This window comes from Janthinobacterium pasteuri (assembly GCF_051380775.1).
Lineage (GTDB): Bacteria > Pseudomonadota > Gammaproteobacteria > Burkholderiales > Burkholderiaceae_D > Janthinobacterium.
The window spans coordinates 37778-54340 of record NZ_JBNYXS010000026.1 but is presented as its reverse complement, the minus strand read 5'-3'; the positions used below and the strand labels follow the sequence as shown (position 1 = coordinate 54340).

Sequence of the window (16563 nt, the reverse complement as noted above, 5' to 3'; positions counted from 1 at the left end):
GTGTGCATTCATCACTCTCGGGGCGCCGCCGTTGGCCTGCGCGCCCCTGTCTTGTTTAATAGAACGAAATATCCATCATCATCATGACAGTCAAAGTCGCAATTGCTCAAATGAATAGTACGGTCGGCGATCTGGCCGGCAACCGTGCCAAGATCTTCGACCTTTCCCGCCGCGCCTTTGAAGCGGGCGCCGATATCGTGCTCACGCCGGAACTGTCGCTGGTCGGCTATCCACCCGAGGACCTGTTGCTGCGCAATGCATTCTACGCAAAAACGCAGGAAGCGTTTGCGGCGCTGGCCGCCGACCTGGCCCAGTTCACCGATTTGCACGTGGTGGTGGGCTTGCCCCTGCAGGACGAGAAGGGCGTGCGCCACAATGCCGCCTCCGTGCTGCTGAACGGTGAAGTGCTGGGTACCTACCGCAAGCACGACTTGCCGAACACGACCGTTTTCGATGAAAAGCGTTACTTTACGTCGTCGGACCAGGCTTTCGTATTTGGCGTGAAGGGCGTGCGTTTCGGCATCAATATCTGCGAAGACACGTGGTTCGAGCACGCGCCCATGCGCGCCCGCGCGGCCGGTGCGCAAGTGCTGCTGGTGCCGAACGGTTCGCCGTACCACATGAACAAGCAGCATCTGCGCTATGAAACCATGCGTAAGAACGTCAGCGCGCAAGGCCTGGCCCTCGTGTACGCCAACCTGGTCGGTGGCCAGGATGAGCTGATTTTCGACGGCGACTCGTTTGTCATGGATGCGGCCGGCACCATTTGCACCCAGCTGCGCCATTTCGAGGAAGACTTGCAGCTGGTCGAGTTCGACGGCGCCACGCCCGTGCCGCAGGCGCTGGCCGCGCCGTTGACGACGGAGGCGCAGGTGTACCAGGCGCTGGTACTGGGCGTGCGCGACTATATCGTCAAGAACGGCTTCCCTGGCGTGCTGATCGGCATGTCCGGCGGCGTCGATTCCGCCCTGACCCTGGCCATCGCCGTCGATGCGCTGGGCGCCGACAAGGTGCGCGCCGTGATGATGCCGTCGCAATTTACGGCCGATATCTCGTGGATCGATTCGCGCGACATGGTAAAACGCCTCAATGTGCGCTACGATGAAATTCCGATCAAGCAAACCTTCGACGCCTTCCGCGCCACCCTGGCGAACGAGTTCGCCGGTCTGGCGGAAGACGCGACGGAAGAAAACATCCAGGCGCGCATCCGCGGCACCTTGCTGATGGCCCTGTCGAACAAGCATGGCAGCATTGTGTTGACGACCGGTAACAAGAGCGAGATGGCCGTCGGTTATTGCACCCTGTACGGCGACATGGCGGGCGGCTTTGCCGTTATCAAGGATATCGCCAAGACGCTGGTGTACCGCCTGTGTGCCTGGCGCAACAGCATCTCAAGCGTGATACCCGAGCGTATCCTGACGCGCGGACCGTCGGCCGAGCTGCGCGCCGACCAGCTGGACCAGGATTCCTTGCCGCCATATGACGTACTCGACGGCATCATGCAGCTGTACATGGAAGAAAACCGGCCGATCGCCGACATTATCGAGGCTGGCTACCCGCCGGCCGATGTGGCCCGGGTCACGCGCCTGATCAAGATCAATGAATACAAGCGGCGCCAGTCGCCGGTGGGCATCCGCGTCACGCACCGTGGCTTCGGCCGCGACTGGCGTTATCCGATTACCTCCAAGTTCTACGAGTAAGCAGCCATCTGTCCACAATCCAACAATTTTAAGGAGTAGCCATGAAACAGATTACCGCCATCATCAAACCATTCAAGCTCGACGAAGTACGCGAAGCCCTGGCCGATGTGAACGTGACGGGCTTGACCGTGACGGAAGTGAAGGGTTTTGGTCGCCAGAAGGGGCATACCGAGCTGTACCGTGGCGCCGAGTACGTGGTCGACTTCTTGCCGAAAGTCAAAGTCGAAGTGGTCGTGGACGATAGCGTGTCGGAACTGGTGGTCGACGCCATCATCAAGGCAGCCCGCACGGGCAAGATCGGCGATGGCAAGATCTTCGTGCGCGATGTGGAGCAAGTCATCCGTATCCGCACCGGAGAGACGGGCCCGGACGCAGTGTAAGTGTTCCGGCTTGGGTCGCTGACCTTCAGCGCCCGAGCCGCATGTCGAATTTCCAGCATATCAGGCGCAAGATCGTGATGCCGCTGGCGCTGGTCCATAGCGCGAAGTCGTGCTCGGCGCCGAAGTGCATTTGCAGCAGGTAGGCCCAGCAGCCGAAAAACGCGCAGATGGCGTACGGTTTGCCGTCGCGAAATACCATCGGCACTTCATTGCAGACGATGTCGCGCATCACGCCGCCAAAAATTCCCGTAATCACCCCCATCATCGAGGCGATGAAGAGCGGCATGCCGGCGCGCACGGCTTCGGCGACGCCTGCGATGGCGAACATGCCCAGGCCGATGGCGTCGGCGATGACGATCAGGCGTTCCGAGACGATCTGGCGCAAATGCTGGATCAATGGCGCGGCCGTCAGGGCCAGCACGAAGATGAGAATCGCGTATTCCTGGTGCGAGACCCAGAACAGGGGCCGCTTGTCGAGCAGGATATCGCGCAAGGTGCCGCCGCCAAACGCCGTGATGAAAGCCACCACGAATACACCGACCAGGTCCATGCGCTTGCGGCGCGCTTCGATGAAGCCGGAAAACGCGCCCACCAGGATGGCGATGACCTCAATGATCTTGATCAGTGAGCCAGGCGGCAATTGGGGTGGCATCATGGGGGAGCGCTTGAGCAGGAAATAATTGTCACAGGTTAACATGACACGGCCCCGAATGGTGACAAACGGGGCCGTGCGCATGGGACTTAATTGGGCTAACTTGTTACTGAATTGTGATTTCTTGCTGACAAGCTCAGCGAATGGGCTGAAGAGCGGAAGAAAGTAATACCACCAGCGCGCCATCGCCCCCTTCGGAGCGGCGCGCCTGGCAAAAGGCAACGACTTCATCCTTTTGCACGAGCCAGCTGTGCACCATCGATTTCAAGACCGGTTCCTGGCCTTTCGAGCCAAAACCCTTGCCGTGGATCACGCGCACGCAGCGCAGCTTGCGCCGCGTGGCCTGGTTCAAAAAGGCGCCGATGCCGTCGCGCGCCTCGTCGCGGCGCAAGCCGTGCAAGTCCAGCTCATCCTGGATGGGCCAGTGGCCTTTGCGCATCTTCTTCACTACGTCCGGACCCACGCCGGGGCGGGCGTAATTCAGGGCTGGATCGTTTTCCAGGTAATGGTCGACCTCGAACAAGTCCGACAGCGACTCGCGCAGCACGGCCGCATGATCCTCTTCCGGCGTCAGCTTGCGCGCCGGCTGCTGGGCCGCCATGGCGCCCGCCTTGGGCAGGCTGGGCACGTAGCGGTCCGACTCCGGCAGGCGCTTGACGCCGCCGATGCTGGCCTTGAACAGATTGCTTTCCACGGCCTGCACCTTGACCTGCTGGGCGCGTTCTGCCGCAGCTTGCGCGCGCGCGTCCGCCTGCTCCTTGAGTTGCTTGCTGACCGCTTTCAGGTCGGCGAAGTCTTTCATCGACGCCATGCGACGCTTACTCCTGGCCTTCCAGGTAGCGCTGGGCGTCCAGTGCTGCCATGCAACCCGTGCCGGCGCTGGTGATGGCCTGGCGGTAGATATGGTCTTGCACATCGCCGGCGGCAAACACGCCCGGTGCGCTGGTGGCCGTAGCCATGCCTTCCAGGCCAGTTTTCGTCTTGATGTAGCCGTTGTGCATGTCCAGCTGACCTTCGAAGATGCCCGTGTTCGGCTTGTGGCCGATGGCGATGAACACGCCATGCACGGAGAGCGCTTCGACCTTGCCATCGATGGTCGATTTGATGTTCAGGCCGGTCACACCGCCTTCGTTGCCCGTCACTTCGTCCAGAGTGTGGTTATATTTCAACACGATCTTGCCTTCGGCAACCTTGGCGTTCAGGCGGTCGATCAGAATCGCTTCGGCGCGGAACTTGTCGCGGCGGTGGATCAGGGTAACTTTATTGGCGATGTTCGACAGGTACAGCGCTTCTTCGACGGCCGTATTGCCGCCGCCGACGACAGCCACTTCCTGGTTGCGGTAGAAGAAGCCATCGCAGGTGGCGCAGGCGGACACGCCCTTGCCCATGAATTGCGCTTCCGATGGCAGGCCCAGGTATTGGGCGGATGCGCCCGTGGCGATGATCAGGGTGTCGCACGTGTATTCGTGGCTGTCGCCCTTCAGGCGGATCGGCTTTTCATTGAGGAAGGTGGTGTGGATGTGGTCAAACACGATTTCCGTATTGAAACGCTCGGCATGCTGCAGCAAACGCTGCATCAGGTCCGGGCCTTGCACGCCCATCGGGTCGCCTGGCCAGTTTTCCACGTCCGTGGTGGTCATCAATTGACCGCCTTGCTCCACGCCGGTGACCAGCATTGGGTTCAGGTTGGCGCGGGCGGCGTAGACGGCGGCGCTGTAGCCGGCTGGGCCGGAGCCGAGGATCAAAACGCGGGCGTGTTTGGTAGTGGTCATGGGAGGCTTCTCTATGAGTGGGGTCTATCCGAATTTGGGGCGTACGCGCGAAGAACAAGGGCGTATTGCGCTTGCGCAATCAATCCACGATTATAGACCAAGCCGCCTGTAGCGACGAATCGTGGGGCCGCCCAAGGCATATATGGCTTAGAATACTTCCTTATTATGGGAAATTCCCTTTCAGAAACATTTATCACCTTGCAGTGCTTCCCAGAATGACTAAACCAGCCCAGGCCAATCAAAATAGCTACACCCGAAAACCGGTCGAACGCCGTCCCCTGCCGAACCGGCTGGTGCGGCTGCTGTCCGAGGCGCGCTGGTTCGCGCTGGCCGCGTTTGCCTTGTATTTCGTGCTGATACTGGCCAGCTTCAACAAGCTCGACCCGGGCTGGTCGCATGCGACTTCCGTCGACAAGGTGGCCAACCTGGGCGGCAAGCTGGGTGCGACCTTCTCCGACCTATTACTGTACATTTTCGGCTTTTCCGCATGGTGGTGGTGCGTCTGGCTGCTGCGCACGGTGTGGAATGGCTATCGCCGTTTGAGCAAGCGCTTCCTGCTGGAAGAGGAAGAGGTGGAGCGCGAGCACCATGTCGAGATGCTGATCCGCATCGTCGGCTTCTCTATCATGCTGATCGGCAGCATGGGCCTGGAATACCTGCGCATGGCGAAAAGCTTGCACGTGCAGCTGCCGCGCGAGCCGGGCGGCGTGCTGGGCCAGCTGGTGGGCCACTCTGCCCACGTAGCCTTCGGTTTCACGGGCGCTACTTTATTACTGTTGCTGCTGTTCGGACTGGGTTTCAGCCTGTTCTTCCATGTCTCCTGGTTGCAAGTAGCCGAGCGCATCGGCGGCGCCATCGAAGACGCGTTCAACTGGTTCGTGCTGCGCTACCAGGATCGCGAAGACCGCCGCCAGGGCGAAGTGGCTGCCGTGCGCCGCGACGAAGTGGTGGTCATCGAACGGGCCAAGCACGTGGAAAAGCACGTGGCCGCGCCGCCCGTGAAGATCGAGCCGCAAGTCGTGACCGTGGTGAAATCGGAGCGCGTGGAAAAAGAGCGCCAGGCGCACCTGTTCGAGGGCTTGGGCGATGGCAAGCTGCCGCCGCTGTCACTGCTCGATGAAGCGCCGCCCGTGGTGGAAACGGTCTCCGTGGAAACCCTGGAATTCACGAGCCGCCTGATCGAAAAGAAACTCTCGGACTTTGGCGTGGATGCCAAGGTAGTGGCCGCTTACCCCGGTCCTGTGGTCACGCGCTATGAAATCGAGCCAGCCACGGGCGTGAAGGGTAGCCAGATCGTGGGCCTGGCGCGCGACCTGGCCCGTTCGCTGTCGCTCACCTCGATTCGCGTGGTGGAAACCATTCCCGGCAAGAATTACATGGCCCTGGAACTGCCGAATAGCAAGCGCCAGATCGTGCGCCTGACGGAAATCCTCGGCTCCAAGGTTTACAACGATGGCGTGTCCAGCCTGACGATTGCGCTGGGCAAGGATATCGCCGGCAAGCCCGTCGTGGCCGACCTGGCCAAGATGCCTCACTTGCTGGTGGCCGGTACTACCGGTTCCGGTAAATCGGTCGGCATCAATGCGACGATCTTGTCGCTGCTGTACAAATCCGACCCGCTCGACGTGCGCCTGATCCTGATCGATCCGAAGATGCTGGAAATGTCCGTCTACGAAGGCATTCCGCACTTGCTGGCGCCCGTCGTCACCGACATGCGCCAGGCCGGCCACGCGCTGAACTGGGCCGTAAACGAGATGGAACGCCGCTACAAGCTGATGAGCAAGATGGGCGTGCGTAACCTGGCCGGCTACAACGCGAAGATTGCCGACGCGAAGAAGCGCGAAGAACACATTCCGAATCCATTCAGCCTGACGCCGGACTCGCCCGAGCCGCTGGAAAAACTGCCAACTATCGTCATCATCATCGACGAGCTGGCCGATTTGATGATGGTGGTGGGCAAAAAAGTCGAGGAATTGATCGCGCGTATCGCGCAAAAGGCGCGTGCCGCCGGTTTGCACTTGATTCTGGCCACGCAGCGCCCATCTGTAGACGTGATCACGGGCTTGATCAAGGCCAACATTCCTACGCGTATCGCCTTCCAGGTGTCGTCGAAGATCGACTCGCGCACCATTCTCGACCAGATGGGGGCGGAAACCCTGCTGGGCATGGGCGACATGCTGTACATGCCACCCGGCACCGGTTTGCCGATGCGCGTGCATGGCGCGTTTGTGTCCGATGAAGAAGTTCACAGGGTCGTCAGCCATCTGAAGCTGCAGGGCGAACCGAATTACATCGAGGGCATCCTCGAAGGCGGCACCGTGGAAGGCGATGGCGCCGAAGGCGGCGCGCCGGGCGAGGGTGGCGGCGAGGCCGATGCCCTGTACGACCAGGCGGTGGCGGTAGTGCTGAAAAACCGCCGCGCCTCGATTTCGCTGGTGCAGCGTCATTTGCGCATCGGCTACAACCGCGCCGCCCGTCTGCTTGAGCAGATGGAGCAGAGCGGGGTGGTATCAACCATGCAATCCAATGGCAACCGGGAAATCCTGGTGCCGGCGGCAAGTAGCGAACAAGGGTAAAACAGAATGAAGAACACGACTTTCGCAACAAAAATGATGATAGGCGCGGCCAGCGTTGCCTGCAGCCTGCTGTTCGCGGCCAGCGCCTCGGCCAGCGCGCTGGAGCAATTCAAGAGCTTTGCGGCCGGCACCAAGTCGGCCAAGGGTGAGTTCGTGCAGCGCCAGGTCAAGAAGGCGGATGCCAGCGGCAAGGCGAAAGTATCGACGCCAGCCAGCGGCACGTTTGAATTTGCCCGTCCAGGCAAGTTCATCTGGACCTATCTGAAACCGTACGAGCAATTGCTGCAAGCCGATGGCGACAAGCTGTATATCTACGACAAGGACTTGAGCCAGGTGACGGTCAAGAAACTGGGTGACGCGCTCGGTTCCTCGCCAGCCGCCATCCTCTTCGGCAGCAACGACCTGGAAAAGAATTTCACCCTGGCCGAAGCAGGCACGCGCGATGGCCTGGAATGGCTGAAAGCCACGCCGAAAGCCAAGGACACGACGTTCGATGAAATCACCATCGGCCTGCGCAATGGCGTGCCCGAAGCGATGGAATTGCGCGACTCGTTCGGCCAGACCTCGGTGCTGGCGTTCAAGAATTTCCAGAAAAATCCCGCGCTGGCCGCGAACCATTTCAAATTTGTGATGCCAAAAGGCGCAGACGTCATTAATAACTGATTCTTGACGTCTTGCTGTTGACCGGCCTCGCAGCAATGCGGGGCCTTTGCATTCTTACCCGGTAAATATGATGGCGGATCTCTTTTCCACCGCACCGCGCCAGCCGCTGGCCGAAGCCTTGCGGCCTGCTACTCTCAACGACGTCATCGGCCAGACGCATCTGCTGGGTGTGGGCAAGCCGCTGCGCCTGGCCTTCGAGGCGGGCAAGGCCCATTCGATGATCTTGTGGGGGCCGCCCGGCGTGGGCAAGACCACTCTGGCGCGGCTGATGGCGAATGCTTTCGACAGCGAATTCATCGCCTTGTCGGCCGTGTTCGCGGGCGTGAAAGATATTCGTGCAGCCATGGACCAGGCCCGCCACAGCCTGGACCAGTTCGGCAAGCACACTTTATTGTTCGTCGACGAGATCCACAGGTTCAACAAGTCGCAGCAGGATGCCTTGCTGCCTTTCGTCGAATCGGGCCTGGTGACGTTTATTGGCGCCACCACCGAAAACCCCAGCTTCGAAGTCAATTCGGCGCTGCTGTCGCGTGCGCAAGTGTATGTGTTGAAATCGCTCAACGAAGACGAGATGAAGCTGCTGCTGGCCAAGGCGCAGTCGACGGCGCTGACGCACCTGAGCTTCGACGAAGCGGCTGCCGACACCCTGATCGGCTACGCGGATGGCGATGCACGCCGCTTCCTGAACTTGCTGGAACAGGCCGAGACGGCTGCCAGCTCGACGGGAACGACGAAGATCGACGCGGCCTTCGTCGACAATGCGCTGACCCTCAATTCTCGCCGCTTCGACAAGGGAGGCGACAATTTCTATGATCAGATTTCCGCCCTGCATAAATCCGTGCGGGGCTCGAACCCGGATGCGGCCCTGTACTGGTTTTGCCGCATGATCGATGGCGGCGCCGACCCGCGCTATTTGTCGCGGCGCATCGTGCGCATGGCGTGGGAAGATATCGGCCTGGCCGATCCCCGCGCCTTGACTATGGTCAATGACGCGGCGGAAACGTATGAGCGCCTGGGTTCTCCTGAAGGCGAACTGGCCTTGGGCCAGGCTGTGATTTACCTGGCGATTGCCGCGAAAAGCAATGCCGGCTACAACGCCTTCAACACGGCCATGGCGTTTGTCAAGAAGGATAAATCCAAGGAAGTGCCCGTGCACCTGCGCAATGCGCCGACGAAACTGATGAAGGAACTCGGTTACGGCCACGCCTACCGCTACGCGCACGACGAACCCGATGCGTATGCGGCCGGCGAAACCTACTTCCCGGACGGCATGGCCGAACCGGGTTGGTACCAGCCCGTGCCACGGGGACTGGAAAGTAAAATAGCCGACAAGCTGGCCTGGCTGCGCGAGCTGGACAGAAAAGCAGGAAAACCAGCCGGCAAGGGCTGAGACTACAGGCCCAGCAAGGTAAAACCGTCATCCAGCGGTGCGTAGCCCACCAGCTGGCGCGTCGCCGCGATCGACAAGCGTTTATAACGGTTGTCCGACACGCCGTGCACGACGTGGTAGCCGGCCGGCACCTGTGCACTCACGCAGCGGGCCAGCAGCTGCACCACGTCGCGCTCGCTGATGAAGGCGGCGATGTCGCGCGCGCTGTGTTGTTGACCTGGCGCAAAGTTGGCAACGTTGGCGATGCGCACGGCAATCGCCGTCATGCCATGCTGGTGTGCGAACACGGAGGCCACGCCTTCGCCGAACGCCTTGCTGGCGCCATACATGTTGGCGGGCCGGGCCGGCATGCTTTCCTGCACCTGGACGTCCAGCGGATAGCCCTCGATGGCTTGCGCGCTGCTGGCAAACACCACTCTTTTTACTCCCTGCGCCTGTGCCGCGCGGAAGATGTTGTGCGTGCCGATGATGTTCGGCTGCAGCAATTGCGCATCGAAATCAGCGCTGGCGTGCGGCACGCCGGCCAGGTGCAGCACGACATCGGTATCCATGCAGGCGGCCAGGCAGGCGGCGTAGTCGCTCACGTCGAGCTGTATGGACGGGCAGGGCGCTTCGGCCAGCTTGCCTGTGTGCAGGTCGGCCAGGCGCAGGGAGAAGTCCCCGTGCCGGCGCTTCCAGAAAGCGGTGCCGATGATGCCGGCGGCGCCCGTGACGAGCACGCGCAGTGGTGGTGCTTGAATCATGTATTCCTTGTGATTAATGGTTGAGGGCGGTGCCGATGCAGCCAGCGCAGCAGGGCGGGACGGGGTGCGGCTGTCCCATGCACGCGGATGTGGCCGCTACCCACGGCTTCGACCAGCACCAGGCCGTCATTCGGTATCGTGTAACGTTCGCCGCTGCGCAGCACGCAATCCTCGAACTGGGCATAGGCCGTGATCCACGCCATGCCGGACAGGCATTCGATGACTTTGGTGCGCGCTTTTTCCAGGCGTAAAGGTCGTTCGTTGCGTAATTCGTGGTCGGTATGCATGGCATCGCTCCTGTTGTGCTGACAGGAACAGCTTAGGCGCTTGCCTTGAACCATGACAGATGCAGGAAAACGAAATTGTGATGATCACAGTGACCTTTGTCGTACACTGTGCTTGTCAAAAAATTGGGCAACTGTATCTGTGCGGCTCCCGCGCGGCAGCCGCATACTGAAGGGATGAACATGAGCGCGCATTTGAATCTGTACGAGCACCTGGCCAACGAGCTGGGCGCCCTGATCGACTCGCGCGTGTTCGCGCCCGGCGACCGTTTGCCGTCGATCCGCCATCTGGCGCAGCAAAAGCGTATCTCTGTGAGCACGGTGATGCAAGCCTTGCGCCTGATGGAAGACCGGGGGCAAGTCGATGCGCGGCCCCAGTCCGGCTATTTCGTGCGCCACCGCGCGCCGCGCCGGCCCTGCAGCGCGGACGCCCAGCACTTGAAGGAACCGGCCTTTGTCGGCATCAATAATCTCTTGATGCGCGTGCTGAAGGACAACGAGACGGAAAATGTCGTGCAGCTGGGCACGGCCTGGCCGCCCGACGAGATACTTCCCATCAAGCGCATGCAGCGCACCATCAGTGCGGTGGCGCGACGCGAACCCGCTTTATTGAGCAAGGTCAGTTGCTACGACGTCAGCGAAGGCAATTTCTTGCGTCAGGTGACGCGCCGGGCGCTGGACTGGGGCAAGCTGGACCCGCACGAGATCGTCGTGACGAATTCCTGCACGGAAGCGATCAGCCTGTGCCTGCGCGCCGTGGCCAAGCCGGGCGATACCATCGCCATCGAGTCCGCCACGTATTTCGTGTTGCTGCAGATGATAGAGCGTCTGGGCATGAAGGCGCTGGAAATCCCCTCCGACCCGAAGACGGGGCCGTCGCTCGACGCGCTGGAGCTGGCCTTGCGTGCCGGCCTCGTGCAGGCGTGTCTGTTCGTGCCGAACGCGAATAACCCGCTCGGTTGCGTCATGCCGGAAGCAAACAAGAAGCGCCTGGCCAGTCTGCTGTCGGAATTCAATATTCCACTGGTGGAAGACGACGTGTATGGCGACTTGTGCTTTGCCCCGCAGCGACCGTGGCCCGTGAAGGCTTACGACACGAGCGGCAACGTCTTGCTGTGCTCCTCGTTTTCCAAGGCCATCACGCCCGCTTCGCGCGTGGGCTACGTGCTGGCCGGGCGATTCGCGCAAGAGGTGGCCTTGCTGAAAACCGTGTCGAGCGGCGCCACCAGTCATTTCTTCCAGGCCGTGCTGGCCGACTTCCTGGAGGGCAGCAGCTACGACCAGCAGCTGCGCAAGATGCGGCGCACCCTGGTGCAGCGCATTGCCCGCATGTCCGACGCCGTGGCGGCCAGCTTTCCGCTTGAGTGCATGCTGTCCGAGCCGCAGGGCGGTTTCGTGCTGTGGGTACAGATGCCGCGGCAAGTCGATGCACTGGCCCTGCACGGCCAGGCCATCGCCGACGGGGTAGCCTATATGCCGGGCCAGCTGTTCTCCGCCTCGGGCAAGTTCGGTAATTATCTGCGCCTTAATTGCGGCAATGTGTGGACGCCGCGTATCGAGCAAGCCATTGGTCGCCTGGGCCGTCTGGTGCATGAGGCCTTGTAACTATTCTTTGCGTTTCAGTCCCCGTTTTTCACCGTTCGCTCCCTGTTTTTCGCCGCTGGTCGCAAGCCGGTGGCGTTGTTTCTCGCCGTTGGCTAAAGTACCACCATACCAGCAGCAGTCAACAACACAAACCAACCAGGAGTCACATCATGCACGCACTGAAAAACATGGAAATCACCTTTGTCGCCGCCGCCATCATCGCTATCGGTGCCAGCTTCGCCACCGCCGGTGCGAACACTGTGGAAGTGAGCGCCAGCAGCACCGTGATCGCCCAGGCTGCCGACCGCACGATGCCCGTCGTTACCGTCAGCGCCCGCCGTTTGAGCGCTGCCGAAAAAGCCGCCTTTATTTAAATGGTCGCTGCAAAGCGGGCGCGAGTGCCCAGCCATGCCGCCATGACGATGGCCAGCCATGTGCAAAACTCATAAAGAACTGAACGGGTCTTGGTACAATGAGTGCTTTCGATACATCGGCACCGCCATCCACCCATGATAGATATCCAACTTCTCCGTAAAGACATCGCAAACGTCGCAGAACGCCTGGCGACGCGCAAATTCCAGCTCGACGTGGCAGGTTTCAATGCCCTCGAAGCCGAACGCAAGGCGATCCAGACGCGCACCGAAGAGCTGCAGAGCAAACGCAACGCGCTGTCCAAGCAAATCGGCATGTTGAAAGGCAAGGGGGAAGACACCTCGGCCGTGATGGCGCAAGTGGCCGGCCTGGGCGATGAACTGAAAGCCGATGAAGCGGCCCTGACCCTGGTGCAAGCCAAGTTGAGCGATTTCATCATGGCCGTGCCGAATTTGCCGCACGAATCGTCGCCAGTAGGCAAGGACGAGTCGGGCAACGTGGAAGTGCGCAAGGTCGGCACGCCGCGCACCTTTGATTTCGAAGTCAAGGATCACGTCGACGTGGGCGCCCCGCTGGGCCTCGATTTCGAAGTGGCGACCAAGCTGACCGGTTCGCGCTTCTCCGTCATGAAGGGCGGCATCGCCCGTCTGCACCGCGCGCTGGCGCAATTCATGCTCAACACGCACGTGGACGAGCACGGCTACACGGAATGCTATACGCCGTACATGGTCAACGCCGATTCGCTGCGCGGAACGGGCCAGTTGCCGAAATTCGAAGCCGATCTGTTCTCGGTGAAAAAGGGCGGCGCGGAAGGCGAGGGCGAGACCTTCTACCTGATCCCCACGTCGGAAGTGTCGCTGACCAACATCGCGCGCGACGAAATCCTGGCGCTCGATCAATTGCCCCTGAAAATGACGGCCCATACGCCATGCTTCCGCTCGGAAGCGGGCAGCTATGGCCGCGACACGCGCGGCATGATCCGCCAGCATCAGTTCGACAAGGTGGAAATGGTGCAAGTGGTGCACCCGGACACCTCGTATCAGGTGCTCGATGAAATGGTCGGCCATGCGGAAAGCATCCTGCAACGCCTGGGCCTGCCATACCGCGTGATGTCGCTGTGCACGGGCGACATGGGCTTTGGCGCCACCAAGACCTTCGACCTGGAAGTGTGGTTGCCGGCGCAAAACACTTACCGCGAAATCTCGTCCCTGTCGAACTGCGAAGCCTTCCAATCCCGCCGCATGCAGGCGCGTTTCCGCAATGCCGCTGGCAAGCCGGAACTGGCGCACACCCTGAACGGCTCCGGCCTGGCAGTGGGCCGCACCTTGGTGGCCGTGCTGGAAAACTACCAGCAAGCGGACGGTAGCGTCGAAATCCCGCCAGTGCTGCGTCCGTACATGGGTGGTCTGACGCATTTGAAGGCTTAAAATAGTCCTTTTCTTTTCGCCGAGGGCTGCTATAATCTTGCCTTCTCGCAGCAATGCGGGAAAAGACCGCAGCAAATGGAGAGGTGGCAGAGTGGTCGAATGTACTTGACTCGAAATCAAGCGTACGTTAAATCGTACCGTGGGTTCGAATCCCACCCTCTCCGCCAGAACAAATAAAAGAAGCTCCCGCAAGGGGGCTTTTTTTATTTGTGCCGGCGCAGAGGAGTACGCCCCCTGCGGGGCGTACGCGTGGGATTCGAAGCTCCGCGCATATTTGCGCGGAGCTCTCCGAATCGTCCAATTGGTTTTGACGCGTGCGCCAAGGCGGCAGGTTCGAAGACGAGCGCGTACTCGCGCGAGGCTCTCCGAATCGTCCAATTGGTTTTGACGCGTGCGCCAAGGCGGCAGGTTCGAAGCTCCGCGCATATTTGCGCGGAGCTCTCCGAATCGTCCAATTGGTTTTGACGCGTGCGCCAAGGCGGCAGGTTCGAAGACGAGCGCGTACTCGCGCGAGGCTCTCCGAATCGTCCAGTTGGTTTTTTGGTTTGGCTGCCAGCCCCCAGTTGCAAATCGCCAATAAAACCCCTACCCAACCCAACAACACCCATGCTAAAATAGCGCCTCGTTCAAACAGGCACGCCAGTTTGAACGAATAGACCGCAGTAAACGGAGAGGTGGCAGAGTGGTCGAATGTACTTGACTCGAAATCAAGCGTACGTTAAATCGTACCGTGGGTTCGAATCCCACCCTCTCCGCCAGAATACATAGAAGAAGCTCCCGAAAGGGAGCTTTTTTTATTTGTGGCGGCGGAGAAGAGTACTTCGTTCGGTAGGCGCAAGGCCGTGCCCTGCGAATTCCCTGCCTTACCCTGCGCGGGGGATTCGAAGCTTCGCGCATGTTTGCGAGGGACTCTCCGAATCTTCCATCCCATCGTCCTACAGCATCAAACCGGAAACGTGATAGGGCTGCACCAGCCGGATCGGCGTTCCGTTAATGTCCGTCAGCCTGCCGCTCCACGCCGATTCATATAGTTGTCTCAAATCGTTTTTGTCTGTCTCTGTCAGTGTGCTGTCATCGCCATAATTCATGATGCTAAATGGACTACATGTACCAAAAATTTCGGATGGCCATTTCTTCTCTGAAATGTTAGCGAAGAAATGGCGCAGCCCGAAGATGTGTCCTGTCTCATGGATGAATGTATCAACCTGTTCTTTCCTGCTTTGCGCGAACATTTTGGGATAGACGACGAACTCATGCCTTCCGCCATCGGGAAAAAACGCGCTTGCCAGGACGCATCCGTTAATGTGGCAGTTGTCTGAATTTCTGACGACGATCTCAAAATCCCATAAATCGTCGTTTTCCGTGAATTTGATTGGTACCGCATCTCCCCAGGCGACGATGGCTTCGCCAAACAGCGTTCGTATGGCCTGAACGACGCCGGCAGGATCAACGAAATCGCTCAAGCCCCTTTTTTGTACGCGCCAGCGCAATATCGTGCCTTTGGCCCACAGGGGAATGAATCCCTCGGATGCCTCAACCGCAAGATCAAGGGGGGATGCACTGCCCGGGTATTCGTACCCGCGACGGTCCGTATCGCACACGATTGTTCGATCCTTACCAAAAACGTGAAACAAGGTGTCGGCTTCCGGTGCGAGTTCTTTTGTGCTTTGCAAAATAATAATCGAAGACATGAATGGGGTTCCTTTTCAATATCCCTGCCAAGTAAATTGCCCTTACCGCTGCATGCAGTTTGTACTATGCGTGTCTGCATAGCTTATGAAGGAACGGTCTTCTTGATCGGTATCGAATTGCCTGATGATGGTACTCAAAGAGGGGAACTAAAGTGTTTCCGATCTGATCTCCGCGCCCGGGCCGTCGATGCGTCCTATGTGCTGTGTTACCCTACAGCGTCCCCCATCCCACTTTAACGATTCCCGTGCAATGAGCCGATTCTGGAGCAACATCGTCAGCGAGCTGACCCCCTACGTCCCGGGCGAGCAACCCAAACTGCCCGACCTGGTGAAACTCAATACCAACGAAAATCCCTACGGCCCATCGCCACACGTCCTGGCCGCGCTGAGCGAAGCAAGTAACAACACCCTGCGCCTCTACCCCGATCCTTCAGCCAGCGAACTGAAGCAAACCCTGGCCGCCTACCACGGCTTGACCAGCGCGCAAGTGTTCGTCGGCAACGGTTCCGACGAAGTGCTGGCGCTGGCCTTCATGGCCTTGCTCAAACACGATGCGCCCCTGCTGTTTCCGGACATCAGCTACAGCTTCTATCCCGTGTATTGCAAGCTGTACGGCATCGATTACCGCACGGTAGCGCTCGACGATGCCATGCGCATACGCACGGAAGACTATCAGGGCCCATGCGGCGCCATCATCTTCCCGAATCCCAACGCGCCCACGGGCGTGGACTTGCCGCTGGCCGGCGTGGAAACCTTGCTGCGCGAGCATCCCGATGCCGTGGTGGTGGTCGATGAAGCGTATGTGGATTTCGGCGGCGAGAGCGCCGTGGCCCTGGTCGAGCGTTATCCGAACTTGCTGGTGGTGCAGACGTTCTCGAAATCGCGCTCGCTGGCGGGCTTGCGCGTGGGCTGTGCCTTCGGGCATCCGGACCTGATCGAGGCGCTGGAAAGAGTGAAGAACAGTTTCAACTCGTATCCGCTGGACCGGCTGGCGCTGGCCGGCGCCGTCGCTTCGCTGCGCGACGAAGCGTATTTCCAGCAGACGCGCCAGGCCGTCATCGCCAGCCGCGAACAGCTGACGGCGGACCTGGCGGCGCTGGGCTTCGAGGTGCTGCCCTCAGTGGCCAATTTCGTCTTCGCCCGCCACCCGCAGCATGATGCGGCGCAACTGGCCGCCGGCTTGCGCGCCCGTTCCGTGATCGTGCGCCATTTCAATGCCCCGCGCATCAGCCAGTATTTGCGCATCAGCATCGGCAACACGGCAGAGTGTGCAGCCTTGATGACCGCATTGCGTGAAGTGCTTTGAACTTGTGCAAGGTAATGCAACAA

Annotated in this window: 15 protein-coding genes and 2 tRNA genes; 11 read left to right on the top strand and 6 right to left on the bottom strand. The window is 60.1% G+C overall.

Annotated elements, in window-relative coordinates:
* Positions 1-83: 83 nt before the first annotated feature.
* Together ACQ4WN_RS21960 and ACQ4WN_RS21955 are read left to right on the top strand one after the other, a co-directional pair.
* Positions 84-1700: an NAD+ synthase gene (locus tag ACQ4WN_RS21960; RefSeq protein ID WP_436553435.1), complete on the top strand. Its 1617-nt coding sequence runs from the start codon at positions 84-86 to the stop codon at positions 1698-1700.
* Between the two features lie 41 nt (positions 1701-1741).
* Positions 1742-2080 carry a P-II family nitrogen regulator gene (locus ACQ4WN_RS21955; protein WP_034758685.1) on the top strand — a complete coding sequence of 113 codons (339 nt, stop codon included), beginning with the start codon at positions 1742-1744 and terminating at the stop codon, positions 2078-2080.
* A 25-nt stretch (positions 2081-2105) separates the two neighbouring features.
* Here ACQ4WN_RS21955 and ACQ4WN_RS21950 read toward each other — a convergent pair whose 3' ends face one another.
* The 3 genes from ACQ4WN_RS21950 to trxB all read right to left on the bottom strand — a co-directional run bounded on the left by ACQ4WN_RS21950 (position 2106) and on the right by trxB (position 4504).
* Positions 2106-2735, bottom strand: coding sequence for a trimeric intracellular cation channel family protein (locus tag ACQ4WN_RS21950; protein ID WP_436553434.1), 630 nt, complete (start codon positions 2733-2735; stop codon positions 2106-2108).
* Positions 2736-2868: 133 nt separating this feature from the next.
* Positions 2869-3543 (bottom strand): Smr/MutS family protein, encoded by a 675-nt coding sequence (locus ACQ4WN_RS21945; RefSeq protein ID WP_436553433.1) that lies wholly within the window; start codon positions 3541-3543, stop codon positions 2869-2871.
* 7 nt (positions 3544-3550) lie between these two features.
* On the bottom strand, positions 3551-4504 hold the full coding sequence (gene trxB / locus ACQ4WN_RS21940) for a thioredoxin-disulfide reductase (protein ID WP_133992711.1): 954 nt from the start codon (positions 4502-4504) through the stop codon (positions 3551-3553).
* Positions 4505-4719: 215 nt separating this feature from the next.
* On the opposite strand from trxB, the gene ACQ4WN_RS21935 reads away from it, so the two are divergent.
* The 3 genes from ACQ4WN_RS21935 to ACQ4WN_RS21925 all read left to right on the top strand — a co-directional run bounded on the left by ACQ4WN_RS21935 (position 4720) and on the right by ACQ4WN_RS21925 (position 9133).
* Entirely contained in the window at positions 4720-7080 is a 2361-nt protein-coding gene (locus ACQ4WN_RS21935) for a DNA translocase FtsK (protein WP_436553432.1), read from the top strand.
* Positions 7081-7086: 6 nt separating this feature from the next.
* Positions 7087-7743 (top strand): outer membrane lipoprotein chaperone LolA, encoded by a 657-nt coding sequence (gene lolA / locus ACQ4WN_RS21930; protein WP_436553431.1) that lies wholly within the window; start codon positions 7087-7089, stop codon positions 7741-7743.
* Between the two features lie 70 nt (positions 7744-7813).
* Entirely contained in the window at positions 7814-9133 is a 1320-nt protein-coding gene (locus ACQ4WN_RS21925) for a replication-associated recombination protein A (protein ID WP_436553453.1), read from the top strand.
* Positions 9134-9135: 2 nt separating this feature from the next.
* On the opposite strand, the gene ACQ4WN_RS21920 is transcribed toward ACQ4WN_RS21925, so the two are convergent.
* Together ACQ4WN_RS21920 and ACQ4WN_RS21915 are read right to left on the bottom strand one after the other, a co-directional pair.
* Entirely contained in the window at positions 9136-9876 is a 741-nt protein-coding gene (locus ACQ4WN_RS21920; protein WP_436553430.1) for an NAD-dependent epimerase/dehydratase family protein, read from the bottom strand.
* Positions 9873-10163 carry a DUF2917 domain-containing protein gene (locus ACQ4WN_RS21915; RefSeq protein ID WP_436553429.1) on the bottom strand — a complete coding sequence of 97 codons (291 nt, stop codon included), beginning with the start codon at positions 10161-10163 and terminating at the stop codon, positions 9873-9875. Before ACQ4WN_RS21915 ends, ACQ4WN_RS21920 begins: the two co-directional genes overlap by 4 nt.
* Positions 10164-10343: 180 nt before the next feature.
* On the opposite strand from ACQ4WN_RS21915, the gene ACQ4WN_RS21910 reads away from it, so the two are divergent.
* The 5 genes from ACQ4WN_RS21910 (at position 10344) to ACQ4WN_RS21890 (ending at position 14301) form a co-directional block, all read left to right on the top strand.
* The gene (locus tag ACQ4WN_RS21910; RefSeq protein ID WP_436553428.1) at positions 10344-11765 is read left to right on the top strand and encodes an aminotransferase-like domain-containing protein; all 1422 of its coding nucleotides are present in this window, start codon (positions 10344-10346) and stop codon (positions 11763-11765) included.
* Between the two features lie 149 nt (positions 11766-11914).
* The gene (locus tag ACQ4WN_RS21905; RefSeq protein ID WP_436553427.1) at positions 11915-12118 is read left to right on the top strand and encodes a hypothetical protein; all 204 of its coding nucleotides are present in this window, start codon (positions 11915-11917) and stop codon (positions 12116-12118) included.
* Positions 12119-12253: 135 nt separating this feature from the next.
* The gene (serS, locus tag ACQ4WN_RS21900; RefSeq protein ID WP_436553426.1) at positions 12254-13543 is read left to right on the top strand and encodes a serine--tRNA ligase; all 1290 of its coding nucleotides are present in this window, start codon (positions 12254-12256) and stop codon (positions 13541-13543) included.
* A gap of 77 nt (positions 13544-13620) precedes the next feature.
* Positions 13621-13710 (top strand) — tRNA-Ser (locus ACQ4WN_RS21895).
* Between the two features lie 501 nt (positions 13711-14211).
* Positions 14212-14301 (top strand) — tRNA-Ser (locus ACQ4WN_RS21890).
* A 177-nt stretch (positions 14302-14478) separates the two neighbouring features.
* Here ACQ4WN_RS21890 and ACQ4WN_RS21885 read toward each other — a convergent pair.
* On the bottom strand, positions 14479-15234 hold the full coding sequence (locus ACQ4WN_RS21885; RefSeq protein WP_436553425.1) for a matrixin family metalloprotease: 756 nt from the start codon (positions 15232-15234) through the stop codon (positions 14479-14481).
* Between the two features lie 250 nt (positions 15235-15484).
* Here ACQ4WN_RS21885 and hisC point away from each other — a divergent pair, with 250 nt between their 5' ends.
* Entirely contained in the window at positions 15485-16540 is a 1056-nt protein-coding gene (gene hisC / locus ACQ4WN_RS21880) for a histidinol-phosphate transaminase (RefSeq protein ID WP_436553424.1), read from the top strand.
* Positions 16541-16563 lie beyond the last annotated feature (23 nt).